General features: G+C 69.3%; 17 protein-coding genes. 8 read left to right on the top strand and 9 right to left on the bottom strand.

The annotated features are described in order from the left end of the window. Nucleotides 1-22: 22 nt before the first annotated feature. The 4 genes from OXG79_01320 (at nucleotide 23) to OXG79_01335 (ending at nucleotide 3,499) form a co-directional block, all read left to right on the top strand. Nucleotides 23-730 carry a DUF4115 domain-containing protein gene (locus tag OXG79_01320; protein MCY3782407.1) on the top strand — a complete coding sequence of 236 codons (708 nt, stop codon included), beginning with the start codon at nucleotides 23-25 and terminating at the stop codon, nucleotides 728-730. Between the two features lie 3 nt (nucleotides 731-733). Further along, nucleotides 734-1,327 carry a CDP-diacylglycerol--glycerol-3-phosphate 3-phosphatidyltransferase gene (gene pgsA, locus OXG79_01325; protein ID MCY3782408.1) on the top strand — a complete coding sequence of 198 codons (594 nt, stop codon included), beginning with the start codon at nucleotides 734-736 and terminating at the stop codon, nucleotides 1,325-1,327. A 101-nt stretch (nucleotides 1,328-1,428) separates the two neighbouring features. Then, nucleotides 1,429-2,400, top strand: a complete 972-nt coding sequence (locus OXG79_01330) for a Gfo/Idh/MocA family oxidoreductase (GenBank protein ID MCY3782409.1) — start codon at nucleotides 1,429-1,431, stop codon at nucleotides 2,398-2,400. Further along, complete coding sequence (locus OXG79_01335) at nucleotides 2,387-3,499, top strand: Gfo/Idh/MocA family oxidoreductase (protein ID MCY3782410.1); 1,113 nt, start codon at nucleotides 2,387-2,389, stop codon at nucleotides 3,497-3,499. The genes OXG79_01330 and OXG79_01335 overlap by 14 nt, the downstream gene beginning before the upstream one ends. A 142-nt stretch (nucleotides 3,500-3,641) precedes the next feature. Here OXG79_01335 and OXG79_01340 read toward each other — a convergent pair whose 3' ends face one another. Continuing rightward, entirely contained in the window at nucleotides 3,642-4,766 is a 1,125-nt protein-coding gene (locus OXG79_01340; GenBank protein ID MCY3782411.1) for a Gfo/Idh/MocA family oxidoreductase, read from the bottom strand. A 264-nt stretch (nucleotides 4,767-5,030) separates the two neighbouring features. Beyond that, a complete protein-coding gene (locus OXG79_01345; GenBank protein ID MCY3782412.1) occupies nucleotides 5,031-6,281 on the bottom strand; it encodes a ribonuclease H-like domain-containing protein in 1,251 nt (416 codons plus the stop codon). A gap of 33 nt (nucleotides 6,282-6,314) precedes the next feature. Here OXG79_01345 and OXG79_01350 point away from each other — a divergent pair, with 33 nt between their 5' ends. Further along, on the top strand, nucleotides 6,315-6,440 hold the full coding sequence (locus OXG79_01350) for a hypothetical protein (GenBank protein ID MCY3782413.1): 126 nt from the start codon (nucleotides 6,315-6,317) through the stop codon (nucleotides 6,438-6,440). Between the two features lie 28 nt (nucleotides 6,441-6,468). On the opposite strand, the gene OXG79_01355 is transcribed toward OXG79_01350, so the two are convergent. The 5 genes from OXG79_01355 to OXG79_01375 form a co-directional block, all read right to left on the bottom strand. Then, a complete protein-coding gene (locus tag OXG79_01355; GenBank protein ID MCY3782414.1) occupies nucleotides 6,469-8,781 on the bottom strand; it encodes a DEAD/DEAH box helicase in 2,313 nt (770 codons plus the stop codon). 332 nt (nucleotides 8,782-9,113) lie between these two features. Next, the gene (locus OXG79_01360) at nucleotides 9,114-10,268 is read right to left on the bottom strand and encodes a phytanoyl-CoA dioxygenase family protein (GenBank protein MCY3782415.1); all 1,155 of its coding nucleotides are present in this window, start codon (nucleotides 10,266-10,268) and stop codon (nucleotides 9,114-9,116) included. Nucleotides 10,269-10,456: 188 nt separating this feature from the next. After that, on the bottom strand, nucleotides 10,457-11,611 hold the full coding sequence (locus tag OXG79_01365; GenBank protein ID MCY3782416.1) for a phytanoyl-CoA dioxygenase family protein: 1,155 nt from the start codon (nucleotides 11,609-11,611) through the stop codon (nucleotides 10,457-10,459). A gap of 277 nt (nucleotides 11,612-11,888) precedes the next feature. Beyond that, complete coding sequence (locus tag OXG79_01370; protein MCY3782417.1) at nucleotides 11,889-12,800, bottom strand: phytanoyl-CoA dioxygenase family protein; 912 nt, start codon at nucleotides 12,798-12,800, stop codon at nucleotides 11,889-11,891. 317 nt (nucleotides 12,801-13,117) lie between these two features. Continuing rightward, entirely contained in the window at nucleotides 13,118-13,879 is a 762-nt protein-coding gene (locus OXG79_01375) for an SDR family oxidoreductase (protein MCY3782418.1), read from the bottom strand. A gap of 462 nt (nucleotides 13,880-14,341) precedes the next feature. Here OXG79_01375 and OXG79_01380 point away from each other — a divergent pair, with 462 nt between their 5' ends. After that, the gene (locus OXG79_01380) at nucleotides 14,342-15,310 is read left to right on the top strand and encodes a dihydrodipicolinate synthase family protein (protein ID MCY3782419.1); all 969 of its coding nucleotides are present in this window, start codon (nucleotides 14,342-14,344) and stop codon (nucleotides 15,308-15,310) included. Between the two features lie 16 nt (nucleotides 15,311-15,326). Here OXG79_01380 and OXG79_01385 read toward each other — a convergent pair whose 3' ends face one another. After that, entirely contained in the window at nucleotides 15,327-16,097 is a 771-nt protein-coding gene (locus OXG79_01385; protein ID MCY3782420.1) for an SDR family NAD(P)-dependent oxidoreductase, read from the bottom strand. A gap of 30 nt (nucleotides 16,098-16,127) precedes the next feature. Beyond that, the gene (locus tag OXG79_01390) at nucleotides 16,128-17,279 is read right to left on the bottom strand and encodes an alanine racemase (GenBank protein MCY3782421.1); all 1,152 of its coding nucleotides are present in this window, start codon (nucleotides 17,277-17,279) and stop codon (nucleotides 16,128-16,130) included. A gap of 159 nt (nucleotides 17,280-17,438) precedes the next feature. Here OXG79_01390 and OXG79_01395 point away from each other — a divergent pair, with 159 nt between their 5' ends. Continuing rightward, nucleotides 17,439-18,929 (top strand): CoA-acylating methylmalonate-semialdehyde dehydrogenase, encoded by a 1,491-nt coding sequence (locus OXG79_01395; GenBank protein MCY3782422.1) that lies wholly within the window; start codon nucleotides 17,439-17,441, stop codon nucleotides 18,927-18,929. An 18-nt stretch (nucleotides 18,930-18,947) separates the two neighbouring features. Then, nucleotides 18,948-19,622: an O-methyltransferase gene (locus OXG79_01400; protein ID MCY3782423.1), complete on the top strand. Its 675-nt coding sequence runs from the start codon at nucleotides 18,948-18,950 to the stop codon at nucleotides 19,620-19,622. The last annotated feature ends 12 nt before the right edge of the window (nucleotides 19,623-19,634 follow it).

Consider the following 19,634-nt stretch of genomic DNA (forward strand, 5'->3'; position numbering starts at 1 on the left):
GGCGGCGGGTAATAATTCCCGCATGGCTTCGCTTGGCGAACAGCTTCGGACGGCACGGGAAGCCGCCGCGCTCACGATCGAGGAAGCTGCCGTCGTCACGCACATCCCGCGCGAGCACCTGGCGGCCCTGGAGTCGGACAACCTGGCGGCGCTCCCCGGGCCGCCCTTCAACGCCGGGTTCATCCGCATCTACGCCGAAGCGCTGCAACTGCCGGTCCAGCCGCTGCTCGACCTCTACCACGCCCAGGCTGGCGAAGTCCCCGCGGTCGTCGGCGCCGGACCGATTCCCGGCATCCGGCGCGGGCGTCAGCGGCTGCTGGCGTCCCTGCTGCTCGTCGTGGCACTGGGCGCCGTGCTTGCCGTTCTGCTGCTCACCAACTTTGGAGGACTGGCCGACGATGGCGGGGGGACGAATGGCCGCGATGTCGCCACGCCGTCGGCCGTCGACCGCGGCGCGGTGTTCGAACTGGTCGTGGTGAGCGAAACTCAGGTGCGCATCGAGGTCGACGGGCGCGCGCTCGTGGACGAAATCCTGGCGCCCGGCGAGTCGCGCCAATGGAGCATGGAGCGAGAAACGGTGCTCGACGTCGGCGCGGCGGACGCAGTGACCATCACGATCGATGGACAGCCGCTGCCGCGGCTCGCCGACCCGGGCGAGCCGGCCCGGCATACCTGGCGAGTCGACATTCCGGGCGCGCCCACCGCCGCGCCGCGACCCACAAGCAACTGACCCGTGACATCTGCTTCGCAGGACGCCCGCTCCGCGCCCAAGCAGTGGCAGTCCTATCTGCCCAACGCGCTCACGATCGCCCGCGTCGCGTCGATCCCGGTCATCGTCTGGCTCCTGTTCTGGGACTGGTGGTTCTCGAATCAGATGGCCGGATTCGTGTTTGCCGCGGCTGGGGCGAGCGACGTTTTCGACGGCACGCTGGCGCGGCGCTTTGGCACGGGCTCGCAACTGGGCATCTTTCTGGATCTCGTCGGCGACAAGCTGTTGGTCGCCGCCGTGCTCTTCACCATGGTCGAGCTGGGCTGGATGCCGGGATGGCTTGGCGCCAGCTTCATCGCACGGGAGTTCGCGGTCATGGGTCTGCGGGCCTATGCCGGCGCCCAGGGCGTCACCGTTGCCGCCGGTCGCCTGGGCAAGGCCAAGATGATGTGGCAGTACATCGCCTTCAACGCGCTGATGTGGGAGCGCACCGCCCTGCCGTGGTTCCTGGTCGGCGCGGCCCTGCTGCTGACGCTGGCCTCGGGCATTCACTACGCCGTGGGCATTTGGCGAGGCCTGCGAGCCCGCCCGGCCCCCGACATTCCGGAAGTGATCTAGGCGCGAACCCGGAGACGCGCGGACCGCGGGAGTGCCGTCGCGTCCTGAATCCAGCCGGTTTACCATGGCGGCTGACGCGCTGTGAGCATGGAGCGGCGGAGATGACGCGCCTGGCGTTGGTCGGCAGCGGACCGGACGACGCGGCCTATGCCCGCATCGCGCCGCGCGCCGGCGCCGGCGTCGTCGCCGTCACGGACGGCGCGCAGGCCGCCTCGAACAACGTCATCGCGGCAGCCACGCTTGCCGAGGTGCTGGACACGCACTCAGACGCCATCGACGCCGTGATCGTCCAGTCGCCCACCGACGAGCGGGTGAGTCACATCGAGACGGCGGCGACGGCGGGCAAACATGTGCTGGTGAAAGGTCCGCTGGGACGCTCGGCCGCCGAAGCGCGCGAAGCGGCCAAAATCTGCGCGGCGGCCGGCGTGGTGCTCATGGCCGGGCAGATCGATCGGTATCGCCCGGAGGTCGCGGCCGTGCGCGCGAGCCTGGACGCGGGCCAGATGGGCCAGCCCGGCCTCGTGCGCAGCCACCGCTGGCAGCCCCCGCCCAGGGGCGACTGGCGGCTGGACCCAAACCGCAGCGGCGGCATCTTCATCCACGAGCTCACGCGGGATATCGACATCGCGGCCTGGCTCTTCGACGGGCCACCCGACACGGTGTTCGCCATCGCACGAGGCCCGGACCCCGACCGACCGGATGCGGCGGTGGTGCATCTCGGGTTTCCCGACGGCGGCATGGCCGTGCTGGACGTGATGACCGGCCTACCCGAGGGCGAGGGCTACTGGTCGTTGCAGCTGATCGGCGCGGACGGCGCGGTATACGCCGACGACCAGCACAACATGCAGCTGCTCTACGCCGGCGGATCGCCTGCCGCGCGCCTCACCAGCACCGGCGACGCCACCGTTCTCGCGCAGCTCGAGGCGTTCGTGGAGGCGATTGACAACGGCTCGGACTCCGCGGCGAGCATTGGGGACGCACACCTCGCCCTCAAGGTCGCCGAAGCCGCCATGGCATCGGCGGCGTCCGGCCGCGCCGCCGCGCGCACGGAGGACGGCTATGTCCTTGTCTAGCGCCAACTCGGTCTTCCGCGTGGCGGTGCTGAGCGTGGTCAAGCACGACTACGTGCCGCTGGGAATGGTCACGCACCCGAGGTTCGATCTCGTCGTAGTGGCCGACGACGCCGCACAGCCCGAGTGGGTCCACGAGCGCAACCAGAAGCTGGCCGACCAGTTGAACATCCCCTACGTGCGCGACGTGGAGGCGGCCATTCGGGACTACGACGTGCAGGTGGCCTGCGTCAGCCCCGAGGCCGAGCGCCACGCGGACCTCAGCGTGCGCGCCGCCGACGCCGGGCTGCACGTGGTCCAGGACAAGCCCATGTCCACCCTGGTCTCCGAGTGCGACCGCATCGTCGAGGCCGTCGAGCGCAACGGCGTCAAGTTCCTCATGTGGAACCGCGACATGCTGCCGGCAATGCTGTATGCCAGGCAGGAACTGCAGAGCGGCGCAATTGGTGACGTCCGCGCCGTGCACGTCGACTTCTACTTCGCGAAGGACGCAGGCCCCCGACGCGGGGAGAGCCCGTCCGCCTCACCCAAGATCGACTGGCTCGAAGCGCTCAAGGCCGCCCATGTGGACGGATCGGACGGCGGCGTGGGCCACGCCCCGATGGGCGAGTTGCAGATCGAGGGCATCTATCCGCTGTCGCACGTCGGCCTGCTCACGGGCGCGCGCGTCAAGCGCGTGTTCGCGCGCACGGCAGCCCACTTCCACCAGCGCAACGTAGACCACGGCATCGACGACCTGGCGTCGGTGACGCTGGAGATGGAAAGCGGGATCGTGGGCACGCTGTGCATCGGCCGCATCGGGCGCGCCAAGCACGACAACGACGGCGAGATCAAAGTCCGCATCCTGGGCACCGCCGGCGCGATGGTCATCGACGAGCCGCGGCCCGCGGTGCGAGTTTTCTACCGGGGGCGGACCGCCGGCGATTCGCCCGCGGCACGCGTGGGCGGTGACGCCGACTGGCTCCTGATGGAGAATTTCGCCCACGCCATCGACACCGACGGCGACACGATCCTTAATGCGCGCGTCGGTCGCGACATCGCGGCCACGGTGCAGGCCGCCATCGACTCGGGCCGCACCGGCCGCCCGGTCGAGGTGACTTAGGAGCCTCCTGCCTTAACCCCTTCCCCCTGACAGGGGGAAGGTTGGGATGGGGTCAGCGGCCGCCGCCCCACCCAATCCGTTCGCCCTGAGCTTGTCGAAGGGATTGCCGAACGGATTGGGTCTCTGCCCTCGCTGACGTTCCCTAGCCCCCGTACGGCGCGTCGAACTCGGCCGTCTCCACCCACGCCCCTCGCTCGGCGGACGCGACGGCGGCGTCGGTGAAGATCTGCACCCGCCAGCCGCCATGCAGTTCCGGCATCTCCGTGGGCTCGCCGGCCATCGTCGCCAGCAGCGCGGGATGGACCATGTCCCTGAAATTGTTGATGGCGTCGGGCGGCGTCACGGTCTCGAGGTGCTCCGATTCGCCGGGCTTGCGCGCGATGCGGATATCGCCGGTCCAGCGGTTGATGGCCAGAGAAGCCTCTTCGCCGTGCAGCTCGACGTCCGGTGCCAGCGCCGTGCGCAGATACGGCGCGTGCGACACCAGGAGCACACCCACGGCGCCGTTGTTCATCTCGAACGTGAGATTGCCGTAGTCGAACGCCGTGCCCTTCCGCCGTGAATCCGCGTCCGCGGCGTCGTGCGCTTCGCTCCAGGCCAGCGCCTCCTCGAGATTCACTTCGCCAAGCTCGGGCTTGGGCGGCGCCAGCACTCCCGCCTGCGCGAACACCCGACGAGCTTCGAGCCCGGTGAGCCAGCGCATCGTGTCGTAGGCATGCGAGCCGCCGTCGGCGACGCTGCCGGCGGCCGACTGCTCGGCGTCGTCGCGCCAGGTAAAGGGCATGGACGTCAACCGCGGGTTGTGCCAGCGATAGACGATGGCGCGGACCTCGCCGATCAAGCCCTCGCCCAGCAGCTGCTTGACGCGCGGAAATACCGGCACGCCGCGGATCCAAAACGGCACCATATGCCCCAGCCCGGCATCGCGGTAGGCGCACCAGACCTCATAGGCTTCGCGCGCGTTCATGGCCACCGGCTTCTCGCACACGATGTGCTTGCCCTGCGCGGCGCATTCCAGGGCGATCTCGTAGTGCATGACGTCGGGAACCACCACCACGACGACGTCGACGTCGGGATGGGCCACCAGTTCACGCCAGTCGGTGGTGACGAGCGCGGCGCCGTCCTCGCGCCCGGCGGCCTCCAGCAGATCGCGGCGACGCGCGCAGACGGCGACGATGTCGAATTGCTCCGGGACCTCTCGCATCTCGCGCCGATACGGCACGCCGATGTACCCCGACGCACCAATGACGCCAACCCTGAATCGCATGGCTCTACCTAACGGATGCCGCGCCGCATCATCAAACCGCGCACGGTGGGCTTTGTCCACTGGGGCGGTGCCTGCCCAAGGGGTTTCGGCGCATTGCCCCGCAAACGGGCGGGATTCGGACCCGCCCGTTCGCTGTAGGGCAGGCCTTGTGCCCGCCCGGAGCATCGGCGGCGCGGGCGCCCACCAGGGACGCCCCTACATGCCCGGGCAAGGGTCGAGCCGGGGTAGCGGGAGATCGATTCGCCCCGAGAATCCCGCGTGCGCTCAGCCCGAGGGACGGCGCTCCATCAACGCCCCCAATCGGCGTTCGAGCCGCGCGAGCCGATGCTCCAGCGCGGGACGCGCGAGCGGTTGGGGCAGGGCGTCCAGGAGACGATCGGCGTGCGCCAGGGCCTCCACCGTGCACTCGCGCGCGGTGTCGAACGCGCCGGCCCGATGCTCGTGGTACTTGGCCAGCTCGACCAGCGCCCAGACCGCGCCACGTCCCTGGCGTCGCCGCATGACCTCCCACACGTGCAGCGCCCGCGGCCAGGCGCCGCGACGCTTGTGGGCCAGGCTCAGCGGCGCCTGCGCCAGCGGCTGCAAGGCTTCGTCCAGGCCAAGCTCCAGCGCCCGCGCGTAGGCCGCGAGCGCCGCGTCGAAGTCACCGGCAAGCGCAAAGGACCGCGCCGCGCCCAGCACCTGGGCGGGATGGGCGGCGGGACTGCGCCAGTCACTGAAGGCGTCGCAGGCGCGCGCCAGCAACGCCGCCATGGACACCATGTCCACCCGGTTGTGGGCCACCACCGGCACCAACTCGCGGGCGTCGCCGGTCCGCAGATAGCGAAAGTAGATGTCGGGGATCTCGTGGCTCGGCACGTCGAGCTCCCGTTCGACGCCCAGGATTTCCCGCTCCAGCGTTCCCAAGTCGCGGCGCGGGAGCTGATAGCGCCACAACCGGCGCGCCACGTGCAGCAGATCCAACGCGCCCAGCGCGTCGAGGGACGTGCGTCGGCGGTTCATGATGAAGCGCGTCCGCAGCAGCGGCAGGTCGAAACTCTTGCCGTTGAAGCTCACCGTCCAGTCGAATCGCGAGATCAGGCGCGTCAGGTGCGCCATCAGGGCCGGCTCGTCGGCGTGATCGCGCATGAAGTACTGCTCGACCCGCAGCGCGCCGTCCTCCACCCACCCGCACCCCACCAGGAAGGCGTAGGTGCCCGTCCCGCCGGCCAGCCCGGTGGTCTCCGTGTCGACGAACAGCGCCCGTTCCAGCTCGAAGTCTGCGAGCTCCGGATCGCCGCTGAGCGTGGTCAACGCGCGCCGATCGGAGTCACCCGGCCAGCCCGTCGACAGCCCGCGCGGCAACGGCTGGGTCTCACTGACGACGACGAACGACCCGGCGTCGTTGGATTCGAGCGCGCCGCCGATCACCTCCTCGACCGGCACGGTGGGCGCCGCGCTCCGAGTCGCGACCGCAGGGGCCGGCTCGACCGGCTCCCACGGCCGGTTCCACGCCATCGCCCGGCCGCTGGTCATGAGCAGTCGTCAATCACCGTAGAGGCAGCCCTAGTGGCTGCCCGGACCAGCGGCGGTACGGGCGCCCGCAGGGGACGCCCCTACGAGGCCACGCAAACATCCGTCATTCCCGCGGAGGCGGGAATCCACCGGGGACTCAACCTGTTGGCCCATGCGTAGGGGCGACGCATGCGTCGCCCCCACATCGTTATCCAACGGTCTCTTCCACGGACAGCGAACCCGAATGCGGCACGGCCAATGCAGCAACAGGCGAGCCCGCGCGCGCCCGCAGCACCCGCAATGTGGCCGCCTTGGCGCCGATGCCCGATGCCACCGGCGGACCCACGCAGGCCGGGCACCCTTCGGCGCAGTCGCAGCCGGCGGCCAGCTCCGCCGCCGCCTGCATCACCTGGTCGAACGTCGCATACAACCGCTCGCTCAGCCCCACGCCGCCCGGATACCTGTCGTAGAGATACAGCGTCGGCGCCTGGGTGAACGGCGACTTGATCTCGCTGACCACGCCCAGGTCGTGCGGGTCGCACATCAGGTGGACCGCCGCCACGTTGGGCAGCAGATGCCGCGCGCCCCAGAGACCGGCTTCGACCTCGCTGCGGGACAACGTTTCGGTCAGCGCGGGCCGCATCCAGGCCCAGCACGCCTGGGTGTGCATCTCCTGCTCGGGGAGGTCGATGGTGCCCCAGCCGACGTTGTCGTCGTCGCTGATGCGCAGCTTCTTGAAGATCGTGGGCCGCGCCGTCACGCGCACCTCGCCCCACGATCGCCCCAGCGGCGCGTCGGCCTGCTGCTCGAAGTCGTCCAGCACCGCGACATTCACGTTCATGCTGGCGACGGTGTAGTGCTCCACCGACACCTCTTCGACGTACGCCTTGCCCTGCTCCCAGTCGAGGCGGTTCACGTGGTACTGCCGCCCGTCGTGGAGATAGATCGCGTCTTCGTGCACCCGCGTGGGCGCGGAGAAGCGGTCGACCTGGCCGATCACCTGTGGCCGGCTCTCGTCGGTCACGATCACGATGTTGTCGAGCGTGCCGGTGCGCAGGCTCACGAACTGCGCGGGGTAGTCGTCGGCGGTCCAGTGATAGGTGCCGCCGGCCTTGTGCAAAACGCCCGCGTCCTCGAGCATTCGCACCCCGCCGTCCGTGGTGGGTACGCCGAAGGTCTCGTTCTCGACCAGCGGGAGCTCGAACGCCGCGCACTTGAGGTGGCTGGTGTAGACGTAGACGTTGTCGGGGTTGATGAGCGCCGACTCGACCGACTCACGCAGCACGAAGTCCGGATTGCGCGCCACGAACTGGTCCAGCGGGCTCGACCCGGCCACATAGACCGCCACCGACGATTCGCGGCGGCGTCCCGCGCGGCCCACCTGCTGCCAGAAGCTCGCCAGCGAGCCCGGATAGCCGCACAGCACCGCCGCCTGCGCCTGCCCGATGTCCACGCCCAGCTCCAGGGCGTTAGTGGCCACAACCGCCCGCACCGTGCCGTCGCGCAAGCCCGCCTCGATCTCGCGGCGCTCGGCCGGCAGGTAACCGCCGCGATAGCCGCGGACCTCGCCGCGGCCCAGGTGCGGACCGCCGCGCAGCTTGCTCAGCAGCAGCTCGGCGGCCGTGCGGCTGCGGGCAAAGGTGAGCGTCTGGATGTCGTTGCCCAGCAGTACCCCGGCAATCTCCGCCGCCGCGTCGATCTCCGAGGCGCGAATCCCCAGCTGCGCGTTCACGACCCGCGGGTTGTAGAAGATCAGGTGCTTCTCGCCGCGCGGCGAACCGTCGTCGTCGACCACGCCCAGGTCGCGCTCGGTGAGCCGGTCGGCCAGCTGCTTGGGATTGGCGATGGTGGCGGAGCAGGCCACGATCTGCGGTCGCGAGCCGTAAAACTCGGCCACGCGCAGCAGCCGCCGCAGCACGTTGGCCAGGTGGCTGCCGAAGATGCCGCGATAGACGTGCAGCTCGTCGAGCACGATGAAGCGCAGGTTTTCGAACAGCCGGGTCCACTGGGTGTGGTGCGGCAGGATGCCCTGGTGGAGCATGTCGGGATTGGTGATGACCACGTGCCCGGCCTGCCGCAGCTTGCGCCGCGCGGTGGTCGGCGTGTCGCCGTCGTAGGTGTAAGTCTTGATGTCGGCCTCGGTGACCTGGACGAGCGAGTACAGCTCGTCGAGCTGGTCCTGCGCCAGGGCCTTGGTGGGGAAGAGGTAGAGCGCGCGGGCCTGGGGATCGTCCAGGATGGCCTGCACGACCGGCACGTTGTAGCAGAGCGTCTTCCCCGAGGCGGTGCCGGTGACGATGCACACGTCCTCGCCGCCGAGCACCCGCGCGATGGCCTCGGCCTGGTGGGTGTAGAGCTCGCGCACGCCGCGCTGCTCCAGCGCCCGCCGCAACAGCGGCGCGACGCCCTCGGGCCAGTCTCCATACCGCGCCTCGCGTGCGGGCCGCACCTTCCACGCGGTGACACCACGAGCAAAGGCCGCGTCGCCGGAAAGCCGGTCGGCAAGCTGGGCGGCGTTCACGCGGGGATCGGGTGGTTAGACAGAAGGGCACCACCGGAAACGCCAAGCGTCACCGGCCCACCCTAGCGCACGTTTCCCCACCACACAAATACCGAACACTCGCCCGCGAAACCTGTGTGTAACCCCTTCGTCATTCCGGCGAATGCCGGAATCCAGGCCCCGCCCAACGCGGAGGCGGGCTACATGCCTGGCGTAGAGCCTGCCCTGTAATCGTTACGGCGGGCAGGTTTGAAACCTGCCCCTACCGGAGACGCGCGCCACGTTGGGCGTAGGGGCGGGTTTGAAACCCGCCCGTTCCGGCATATGCACGGGCTTCGCGGGTGGCGTCGAGGTCAGACCGCCCAGCTAGCGACGAAATCGTCCACGGTCACCGGTTGCCGCGGTTCGGCGTGGAGGCGTTGCGCCAGCCAGTCGCAGCGGCGCCACAGCTCGTCGGCCTCGGTGTCGCTGAACCATTCGCCGAAGTCCGGTCCCCATCCCAGCGTGAGCGGATGGACGGACTTGGACTCGCGCTGCAAGTCCTCCGGCAACTCGTCGAAGTCCGGCTGCCTCAGCAGGTAGATGTGCCGCGCGGCTTCGGCCACGCAGGCCGTGAGGGTCAGCTTGGACGCGGGGCCGGCGCCGGGGTGCAAACTCTCGAGGGCGGCGCGAAAGACCGCCGCGTCGCCGTCCAGGACGCCTTGCAGCGCCTGCGCGGTAAGGTCCCGCTGCTCCGCGGCGAGGCGATTCCAGCTCTGGAACGCGGCGGCGGACGACGGCGAGAGATGGCGCGTAAAGCCCGGGTCACGCGGCATGGCGTGCACCGAAATGCCGCCGTGCACGGTGCGCCGGAGCTTCGTGCTGTAGTTGCTGCCCCAGTGCAACATGCTGTGGTAGTAGATCAAGCCGTCGCCGGCCTTCAGCTTCACGGGCATGCCTCCCGGCAACGGCGACCGCGGATCGTCCTTGAGCCGCCGGTCCTCGTCGGGAGTGTTCAGGCGGCGGTGGCTGCCGGGCACCACCCAGAACACGTCGTCGTCGTAGAGCGGCAGGTTCCACTGCAAGTAGCGCGGGCCGGTCTCCGCCAGCTCCTCTTGCAGCAGCCACAGCGGCGCCACCCCGTTGTTGCCAATGTCGCGGTGCCACTTGGCGGGGCCGTGGTCGACGCGCGGGTTGCACATCATCATCATGTGCATGGGCACTGCCTCGGTCCCGCTGAGCAGCTCGCGACTGGTGCCCATGACCGGCTCGCTGAGCCATAGCTCCACCGCCGGCGCGGTTTCCTCGTCCACCAGCGCGTGGAAGTCGGGCACGCGCGGCTGCATATGTTTCTCCCACGTGCCGCCGGGCGGATCGTCGGGCCCGGCCTCGCGACGCCAGACCTCGCGCTGCCGCTCCAACAGGCCCTCGCAGGCGTCGCGCACGGCGTCGAGTTTGTCGGCGGGGATGACGTTGCGCACGAAGAGATAGCCGTCCCGACGGAGCATTGACTTGTTCAGGCTGGGCATGGGGACTCCGATGTTGGGCGACGCGCGACGCGTCGGATCAGACGGGACGCTTCACGAAAGGTGCTCGAGCGCTGAGTTTCCCACGCTGCACGCAGCGCGGGCCACCGGGCCACTCCAGGTCGGTGTAGGGGCAGGTTTGAAACCTGCCCCTACCGACAAGCGCAATCGCTTCGTGCGAGGAGTCGAGCTCAGTTCGTCCAGCTCGCGACGAACTGGCCCAGCGTCACGGGCTGTCGAGAGTCGGCGTGGAGGCGCTGCGCCAGCCAGTCGAAGCGGCGCCACAGCTCGTCGGCCTCGGCGTCGCTGAATCGCTCGGCGAAGGCCGGTCCCCAGCCCAACGTCAGCGGGTGGAGGTGCGTGGCCTGTCGCTGCATCGCCTCCGGCAGGTCGTCGAAGCCCGGCTGCTTGAGCCAGTGGATGTGCCGCGCGGCCTCGGCCAGGCAGGCCGTGAGGGTCAGCTTGGAAGCCGGACCGGCGCCAGGGTGCAAGCGCTCGAGCGCCGTTTCAAATCCTGGCGCGTCGCCGGCCAAGACGCCCTGCAGCGCCTGCGCCGTGAGGTCCCGCTGCTCCGCCGCGCGGCGGTTCCAGGTCTGGAACGCGGCGGCGGCCGACGGCGACAGATGGCGTGTGAAGCCGGTGTCCCGCGGCATGGCGTGCACCGCCATGCCGCCGTGCACGGTGCGCCGCAGCTTCGGGCTGTAGTTGCTGCCCCAGTGCAACATGCTGTGGAGATAGATCAAGCCGTCGCCGGCCTCGAGCTTCACCGGCATGCCACCCGGCAGCGGCGACCGCGGATCGTCCGCCAGCTGCCGGTCCTCCTCCGGGGTATTCAAGCGGCGGTGGCTTCCCGGCACCACCCAGAGCACGTCGTCGTCGTAGAGCGGCAGGTTCCACTGCAAGTAACGCGGACCGGTTTCCGCCAGCTCCTCTTGCAGCAGCCACAGCGGGGCCACCTCGAGCGGCCCAATGTCACGGTGCCACTTGGCCGGGCCGTGGTCGGTGCGCGGGTTGCACATCATCATCATGTGCATGGGCACCGCCTCATTTCCGCTGAGCAGCTCGCGGCTGATGCTCATGACCGGCTCACTGAGCCATAGCTCGACCGCGAGCGCTGTTTCCGCGTCCACCAGCGCATGGAACTCGGGCACGCGCGGCTGAGGGCGCATGTCCCACACGCCGCCCGGGAGATCGTCGGGACCAGCCTCCTGGCGCCAAATCTCGCGCTGCCGATCCAGCACGCCCTCGCAGGCTTCGCGCACCTCGTCGAGCCGGTCGGCCGGGATGACGTTGCGCACGATGACGTAGCCGTCGCGACGGAGGAGGGATTGGTTGTGGCTGGGCATGGGGACTCCAGTGCTGAACGACGCGCTACGCGTCGATAGAGGCTAGGCGCGTCGCGCAAGTCACATGGGTGTCACGTGTCCCACGCTGCACGCAGCCTGGGCCACCGGAAACTGGGATTGGCTGGAGCCGTTCGTGGTGAGCCTGTCGAACCACGCCCTTCGACAAGCTCAGGGCGAACGGTTCCGCCGCCGACCGAGCGGGTCTGGGTTGAAGGTTCGCGGCGTGGCCGGGCCTGGATTCCGGCTTTCGCCGGAATGACGGAACGTCACGCACGCCCTATGTCCCATCCACGCCGATGTATTTCATCACCTCGTCCACCCACACGTCGTCGTAGCCTTTGCCTTCCCAGAGGCGGATCAGCGGCGCGTCGGCATCGGTGGGATGCACGCCCGCGGGATCGTGATCCAGCACGCCGAGGAGCTGCCGCCGCACGGGGTCGGCACGCGCGATCAGCTCCGGCGAGCTGGCCACGCGATCGCCCAGCCGCATCCAGATCGGGGAGTAGACGTAGAAGAGGTTCTTGCGCCGCACGGTCGAGGTGTTGCGCGAGACGGAGTGCCAGAGCGCGTTGTGAAACAGCATCGCATCGCCCGCGCGCAGCAGCAGCTGCTTGGCGCCCGGCACGCCCGCGTCGATCTCGTCGACCTCCTTGAATCGCTCCGGCGAGGCGAGGACTTCCGCGTTGGCGTCCTCTCGCGGAAAGTTGCCGCGGTGGCTGCCGGGAATGAGCAGGAAGTTGCCCATGTCGGGCGCGTCCACGTCGGTGAGAAACCAGCCGATCTTGAGGTGCAGCAGCGGCGTGAGCCCGCCGGCGCTGGGAAACGGATAGGGCTTGGGGCCGTCGTAGTGCCAGCGGCTGCCCGGATGCGGCGTTGGCGGTCGCACCATCACCTGCGACGCGAGCAACTGGATCGTGGCGCCCATCAGGTCCAGCACGATGCCCAGGTGATTGGGATGGTCGATGAGGTCGAGGAAGGCGTCGTCCTCCTCGATCACGTTGAGGGTGCTCAGCCACTCGTCGGGCGAACGGCCGGCGCGCTGCGAGGCCTCGTCGACGCGATCCACGGCCTCGCTGAGGCGCGCGATTTCATCGGGCGACAGCACGCCGGGCAGCACCAGATAGCCCTGCGAGTCCCAGTGCTCACGCTGCTCGGGCGTCAGGCGCGTGAGGGTCTTGACGTCGATCACGGGCGCACCTCCCCGAATGGGGCCTTCCGGGTCCGAGGCTCGGTCAGCGACAGCGTAGCGCGGGCGACCCTGGAATGTGTCGAGTCCGTGACTCGAACGAGTCCGTCATGCCGAACGAGTCCGTCATTCCGACCGCACCAAATGTCATTCCGACCGCAGGGAGAAATCAAAGGACTCGGTGCAGTCTCCCAACCCCTTGGATTTCTCGCTCCGCTCGAAATGACAGAAGCGGGCTCAGAGTGAGGGGACTCGGCGTCATTACTTCGCCCTCGAAGTTAAACGCCGAACATGCCAAAAAACCCCCGCCCGCAGCCGCCCTACCAGTTGCCGTTGACCACCCAGCCGCCATCGGCGAAGAGACAGTGGCCGGTGACAAAGCTCGACTCGTCCGAGGCCAGGAAGACGGCCGCCGCGGCGATCTCCTCCGGCGTGCCCAGGCGTCCCGCCGGGACGCGCAACAGCAGCGGCGCGATGGCCTCGTTGCCTTCCTCGCGGGCGCCGCGGAACAGTGGGGTGTCGGTATAGCCGGGGCCGATGGAGTTGGCCCGCACGCCGTGCTCCGCCAGCTCCACCGCCATGACCTGCGTGGCCATGATGACCGCCGCCTTGGAGGTGCAGTAGGCGACGCGCTCGCGCACGGCGCGTCCGCCATAGATCGAGGCGATGTTGATGATGGAGCCGGCGCCGCCTTCCACCATGCGGCGGGCGGCCGTCTGGGCGCTGAAGACGACGGCATCGAGATTGAGGTCCATCAGGCGACGCCAGTCCTCGCGCGTGTGGTCGAGAAACATGGCCCCGATGGAAACGCCCGCGCTGCCCACCCAGACGGTAAGGCCGCCGAGGTCGCTCGCAACGCCGTCGACGAACCGATCGAGGTCCTCTTGCTCGGTCACGTCGATCGGCATGTCCAGGGCGCGTCGGCCCAGCGCGCGCACCTCGTCGGCCACGCTTGCGGCGCGTTCCGGATCGAGATCGCCGATCGCGACGTCGGCTCCCTCGCGCGCAAAGGCCAGCGCGCAGGCGCGGCCAATGCCCGAGCCGCCACCGGTGATGGCGGCGATCTTGCCCTCCAGCCGCATGTTCAGCCTCCTTCGATGTTGGGTTGCACGGATTGGCTGCCGCATTGTCGCGAGATTTCGCGGACGGCGGGGAAGGGTCCGGTGGCCCATGCTGCGTGCAGCGTGGGATCGGCCGTTCCCCGCACCCCATCCCTCTCCCTGGGAGAGGGAGCCGGACCCGACCGGCGGCGGGCTCGCTCGCTGTCCCGTGCCAGCGGAAGAACTGGTCGGTGTAGGGGCAGCCCTAGTGGCTGCCCGGAAAGACCCGGACGGGCGCCCACTAGGGGCGCCCCTACAGAGGCGAAGCGTTGCAGGGCCTGGATTCCGGCTTTCGCCGGAATGACGAAGGGGTTACGCCGAGATTCGAGCGAGGGCGAGGGCGTCGAACGGGCAGTCCCGGCCAGCCGCTATCCTATGCCCGAGCGACGACCAACGCGCGGCCGGGACCGGCCGCCGACGCACCCCTCTACCGGAGGATCTCCCATGCCCCCTAGCAGCGAACGCGCCATACAGGAGTTGCGCGGCCCCGCCGCCCTGGTGATGGCGCCGTTCGACGACGACTTGAGGCTGGACCTTGACGCCCTCACCTCGAACATCCAGTTCCTGCTGGACGGGGGACTCGAAACCGGCAAGGGATTCATCATCTCGCCCTGCGGCAGCGGCGAATACCTGAGCCTCTCGCCGTCGGAGCACCGCGACATGGTGGCCGTGTCGGTCGAGGCCGCCGCGGGCCGGATCCCCGTGGTGGCGGGCGCGGCGAGCCTGAACCTGGACGAGGTGATCGCCCTCTCGCGGGGCGCGGTGGACGCCGGCGCGGAGTACGTAATGATCTCCCCGCCCTGCTACTACCCGATCAGCCAAGAGGGCATGTACGAGTGGTACCGGATCCTCACCGAGTCCATCGACGCCGGGATCATGATTTACGACCAGTCCTGGCGGCAGGAAATCGGTACGTCCCTGGGCGTGGAGCTCATCGGGCGGCTGGCCGAGTTTCCGGGCATCGTGTCGCTCAAGTACGGGGCGCCGAACATCATCGAGCCGATGGTCGAAGCGCTGGATCGCTACGCCGACCGCTACGCCTTCATCGACAACTCGCTGGGATACACCTCCACGCTGGCCTACATGCACGGCGCCACCGGCTACATCTCCGGACCGGCGACCTGGTGGCCCGAGTTCGAGCTGGAGTTCTTCCGCCTGCTCGAGGCCGGAGACTTCGCCGGGGCGGACCGCTGGCACGGCAAGATTGGGCCCTACATGTGGCTGCACCAGAGCGAGGGCGGTCCCGGATGGCGGGAACTGCAGGACTCGGCCATCATCAAGGCCGCCTTGGACTTCGTTGGGCTGCACGGCGGACCGACCCGGCCACCGTTTCGCGGCGTCAACGACGAGGAACGGCTCGTGATCAATGCGGTTCTTGACGATCTGGGCGTTCGGCAGGCGGTGCCCGCCTAGCGACTGATCCGGGCGCTCAGCCTTGACCTAGTGCGATGCGCACGTCTTCGGACGTGTCGCGCAGCACGGTTGGCCGAATCGAGATTTCCTCGATGAGCGTGCGGCCCGGCGTGGCGGCGCAGAACACGATGGCGTCGGCGACGTCGTCGGCCCCGATCATGGTGGCGCGGTCCTCGGCCGTCGGCGGGCGCGGGCGCTGCCCGAGCAGCGGCGTGTCGACCTCGCCGGGCAGGACGGTGCAGGCGCGGATGCCCCGGTTGCGGAACTCGGCGTTCACGCTGCCCATGTAGTTCAACAGCGCCGCCTTGGACGCCGCATAGGCCGCGCCGCCCAGCGGTCCGGGGCTGTAGACGGCGAACGACGAGACGCTCACGATGGTGCCGCCGCCGCGCTCGATCATGCCCGGAATCAGCCCGCGGCAGAGGATCGCCCCCGCGGTGACGTTGATGCGGAAGAGCGCGTCGAGCGCGGCGTCGGCCGTCGCCGAGCTGCGGTGGGGAGAGTTGGCGCCGGCGTTGTTGACCAGCACGTCCACGCCGCCCAACGTCTCCGCCGCCCAGCGCGCGAGCGCGTCAACCTGGGCGGGGTCCATGAAGTCGGCGACGTAGGTCGGGACATCGGCACCGCTCGTGTCCGCCACGACTTCCGCGGCTCGGGCGAGACGGTCGGACGTGCGGCTGGTGAGCGCCACCCGAGCGCCCGCGCGCGTGAGCGCCAGCGCGGCGGCCGTGCCGATGGCGCCTCCGGCTCCCGTGACCAGCGCAACCTGACCGTCCAAGCGACCCATACGTCCCTCCGCCGTGGCGACCGCGGACCGCTACTGGCTGCGGCCGCGCGCGGTGACGTGCCAAACGGCCTCAACGATACCGTCCCGAGCGGCGAAGGCATGGTCGTAGAGGTTCACGCAGGGGCAGATGTGGTTGGGGATGACGCGCAGCGTTTGTCCGATGGCGAACGCGCCCGCGTCCGGCGCGGCGATCACGCCGTGCTCGTCGGACACGCTGGTGATCACGGCTTCGGGATGGCCGACCACCATGCCGTGGCCGGTGTTTTCCAGCACGCCGGGTCCGCGCCGGTCGGAGGTGAGCGCCTTGGCGCCCGCGTCAATCACGACGCGATCCGGCGCCGGCAGGTTCACCACCGTCGCCAGCACCGTTGCCGCGCACCAATCGGCGTGTCCCAGCAGATGCGCGTGCGAGGCGTCGTTGAAGACGGCCGTGCCCGGGCGCAGCTCGTCAATGGGCGCGTGGAACGACTCGAGCAGGAACGACGGCGAGGAGCCCATGCTCACCTCGCACGGTGCGCCGGTTGCGTCCTGGATCGCCTGGGCGACAGTCGTCATCAGGTGCTGCGATTCCTCCGCGGCAACGTGGACGCCGGCCGGTTCGGCGGCCTGGTAGTCATGCCCTTCATGGGTGTAGATGCCGCGCAGGTTCAGGCCGTCGGCGCCGAGCGTCTGCTTGGCGAGGGCAACGGCGGATTCGGAATCCGCCACACCCGTGCGACCTTGGCCGGTGTCGATCTCGATGGAAACGTCGATCGTCGCGTCGGCCGCCGCGAACGCCGTGCCAAGCGCCCGCACGTGCTCGGCGTGATCGACGCCGACTGCGAGGCGGGTGCGCTCGGCAAGCTCCACGAGGCGAATGAGGCGCGACGCGCCCACGACCTGGTTGGCGATGAAGATGTCGTCGAAACCGGCGTCGGCAAAGGCCTCGGCCTCGCCGACCTTGGCGCAGCAGATGCCCTCGGCGCCAGCTCGCTGCAGACGCGACGCGACCGCCGCCATGCGGTGAGTCTTGACGTGCGGACGCAGCCGCCCACCCGCCTGGCGCGCGGTGGCGACCATGCGCGCAATATTGGCGTCGAGCACGGCGAGGTCGATCACGAGCGCCGGGGTCTCGAGGTCCGCCACGGCACGCCCGACGGCGGCGGAGGGCTCCCGGCTGGAGAGCACGGCTTCGGACGTCATGGGTTTTCGGCGCGGTCCTGCGCTGGCGTCAGTGTACGTATCGCGGTCACGCCGCGAAGTGGGCTGACCGGCGGATGTCGTACCGTTCCATACGCGGGTCGGGAATCGCACGAACAGCACCGCGTATGAACGTCACGGGTGGTCGGAGGTTGGGTCGGCATGGGCGCTGAGGTCAGGCGGCTGAGCAACTGGATCAACGGCGAGTGGGTGGAGTCGGCCAGCGCCAATCGCCTCGACGCCGACAATCCGGCGACGGGCGAGGTGATCGCCAGCGTGCCGCTGTCGACCGAGGCCGAGATCGACGCGGCCGTGGAGACGGCGAAGGCGGCCTTCCCGGCCTGGCGCGACACTCCGGCGGTCGATCGCGGACGGGTGCTGTTTCGGCTGCATTCGCTCATGCGGGATCGGTTCGAGGAGCTTTCCCGCACCGTGACCATCGAAAACGGCAAGACGCTGGAAGAGGCCCGCGGCGAGGTCCTGCGGGCCGTCGAAAACGTCGAGGTGGCGGCGGGTATCCCAACCTTGCAGCAGGGTTCGTTCTCGAGCGACATCTCGGCGGCCATCGACGAGCACTCGATCCGCGAGCCGCTCGGCGTGTTCGCCCAGATCGGACCCTTCAACTTCCCGGCCATGGTGCCCTTCTGGTTCGGCCCACTGGCGGTGGCCTGCGGCAACACCTTCGTGACCAAGCCCTCGCAGAAGACGCCGCTGAGCCAGACGTTGCTTACGGAGCTCACGGCCGAAGCGGGATTCCCGCCCGGCGTGATGAACCTGGTGCACGGCGAAGGCGAGCAGGCGCAAGCGTTGAGCGCTCATCCCGACGTGATGGGGGTGTCCTTCGTCGGCTCGACGCCGGTGGCGCGGGCGGTGTACGAAACCGCCACGCGGCACGGCAAGCGGGCACAGTGCCAAGGCGGGGCAAAGAACCACCTGGTGGTGCTGCCGGACGCCGACCTGGACGCCGCAATTCCCAATATCTTGGGCTCGACCTATGGCTGCGCCGGGCAGCGGTGCCTGGCCGGATCGGTGGTGGTGACGGTTGGCGACGTGCGCGAGGAGCTGACGGAGCGGCTGGTTGAGGCAACCTCGTCGATTCGTCTGGGTGACGGGCTCGATCCGGACACCGGCATGGGCCCGGTGATTTCGGCCGAGTCGCGCGACCGCGCGTTCGCCTACATCGATCAAGCGATCGAGGACGGTGCTGAGATGCTGCTGGATGGGCGCGGCGCGACGGTCGAGGAGCTGCCGGGCGGCTACTGGGTGGGCGCGACGGTGCTGCACGAGGTGACGCCCGACATGCCCGTGGTGCGCGACGAGATCTTTGGGCCGGTGGTGAGCCTGATGCACGCCGACACGCTGCAGGACGCCATCGACATGGTGGAAGCCAGCCCCTTCGGCAACGCGGCCACGCTCTACACCAACAGCGGCGGCGCGGCGCGGGAGTTCACGCGGCAGGTCAACGTCGGCAATGTCGGCATCAACGTTGGCGTGGCGGCCCCGATGGCCTTCTATCCCTTCGGCGGGCGCAAGCAGTCGTTCTTCGGCGACATCCACGCCCAGTCCACCGAGCTGGTGCGGTTTTACACCGACCCGAAGGTCGTGATCACGCGCTGGCCGGGCAAGACGGACGGCCGGGACCCATGGGACTGAGCCACCGGGAGCGGCCCAATGGCGCATGAGTACCGCCACTCCGGCGAGCGGCACATTCGCGACAGCGCCTACCTGGAGCGCATCCACCCGGACATCGGCCCCGTGCTGCTGGGCATGGAGGCCGAGGCCGACCGCGACGGCCTGCCGATCACGGAACGGCCGAGCACGCGCCTGCTGTCGCTGGTCGTGCGCGCGATGGGCGCACGGCGCGCGCTCGAGATCGGCACGAACATCGGCTACTCGGCCATCGCCATCGCCTCGGCCCTGGCGGAAGGCGGCGAGCTGGTCACGCTGGACATCGACGAGGAAATGCACGCGCGGGCGCGCGTCAATGCGGACCGCGCCGGCGTGGGCGACCGGGTGACGCTGGTCACCGGCCCGGCGCTGGAGACGCTCGCCGGGATCGAGGGACCGTTCGATTTCGCCTACATCGACGCCGACAAGGGCTCGTATCCGCAATACCTCGACGCCGTCGTGGAGCGGCTGCGGCCCGGCGGCGTTGTGGCGCTGGACAATCTGCTGTGGCTGGGCCAGGCGGCGCACGAGCCGGAGGACAGCGACTTCCACCGCGCGTCGACGCCAATCATCCGCGCGTTCAACAAGGCCTTTCTGGCCGACGCGCGGCTCGACTCGACCATCGTGCAGGTCGGCGACGGCATCGGGCTGGGAATCAAACGACCGTCTGTTGACTGAAATCGGCAGGGC

It is taken from the genome of Chloroflexota bacterium, assembly GCA_026706485.1.
In the GTDB taxonomy this organism is placed as follows: Bacteria; Chloroflexota; UBA11872; order UBA11872; family UBA11872; genus JAJECS01.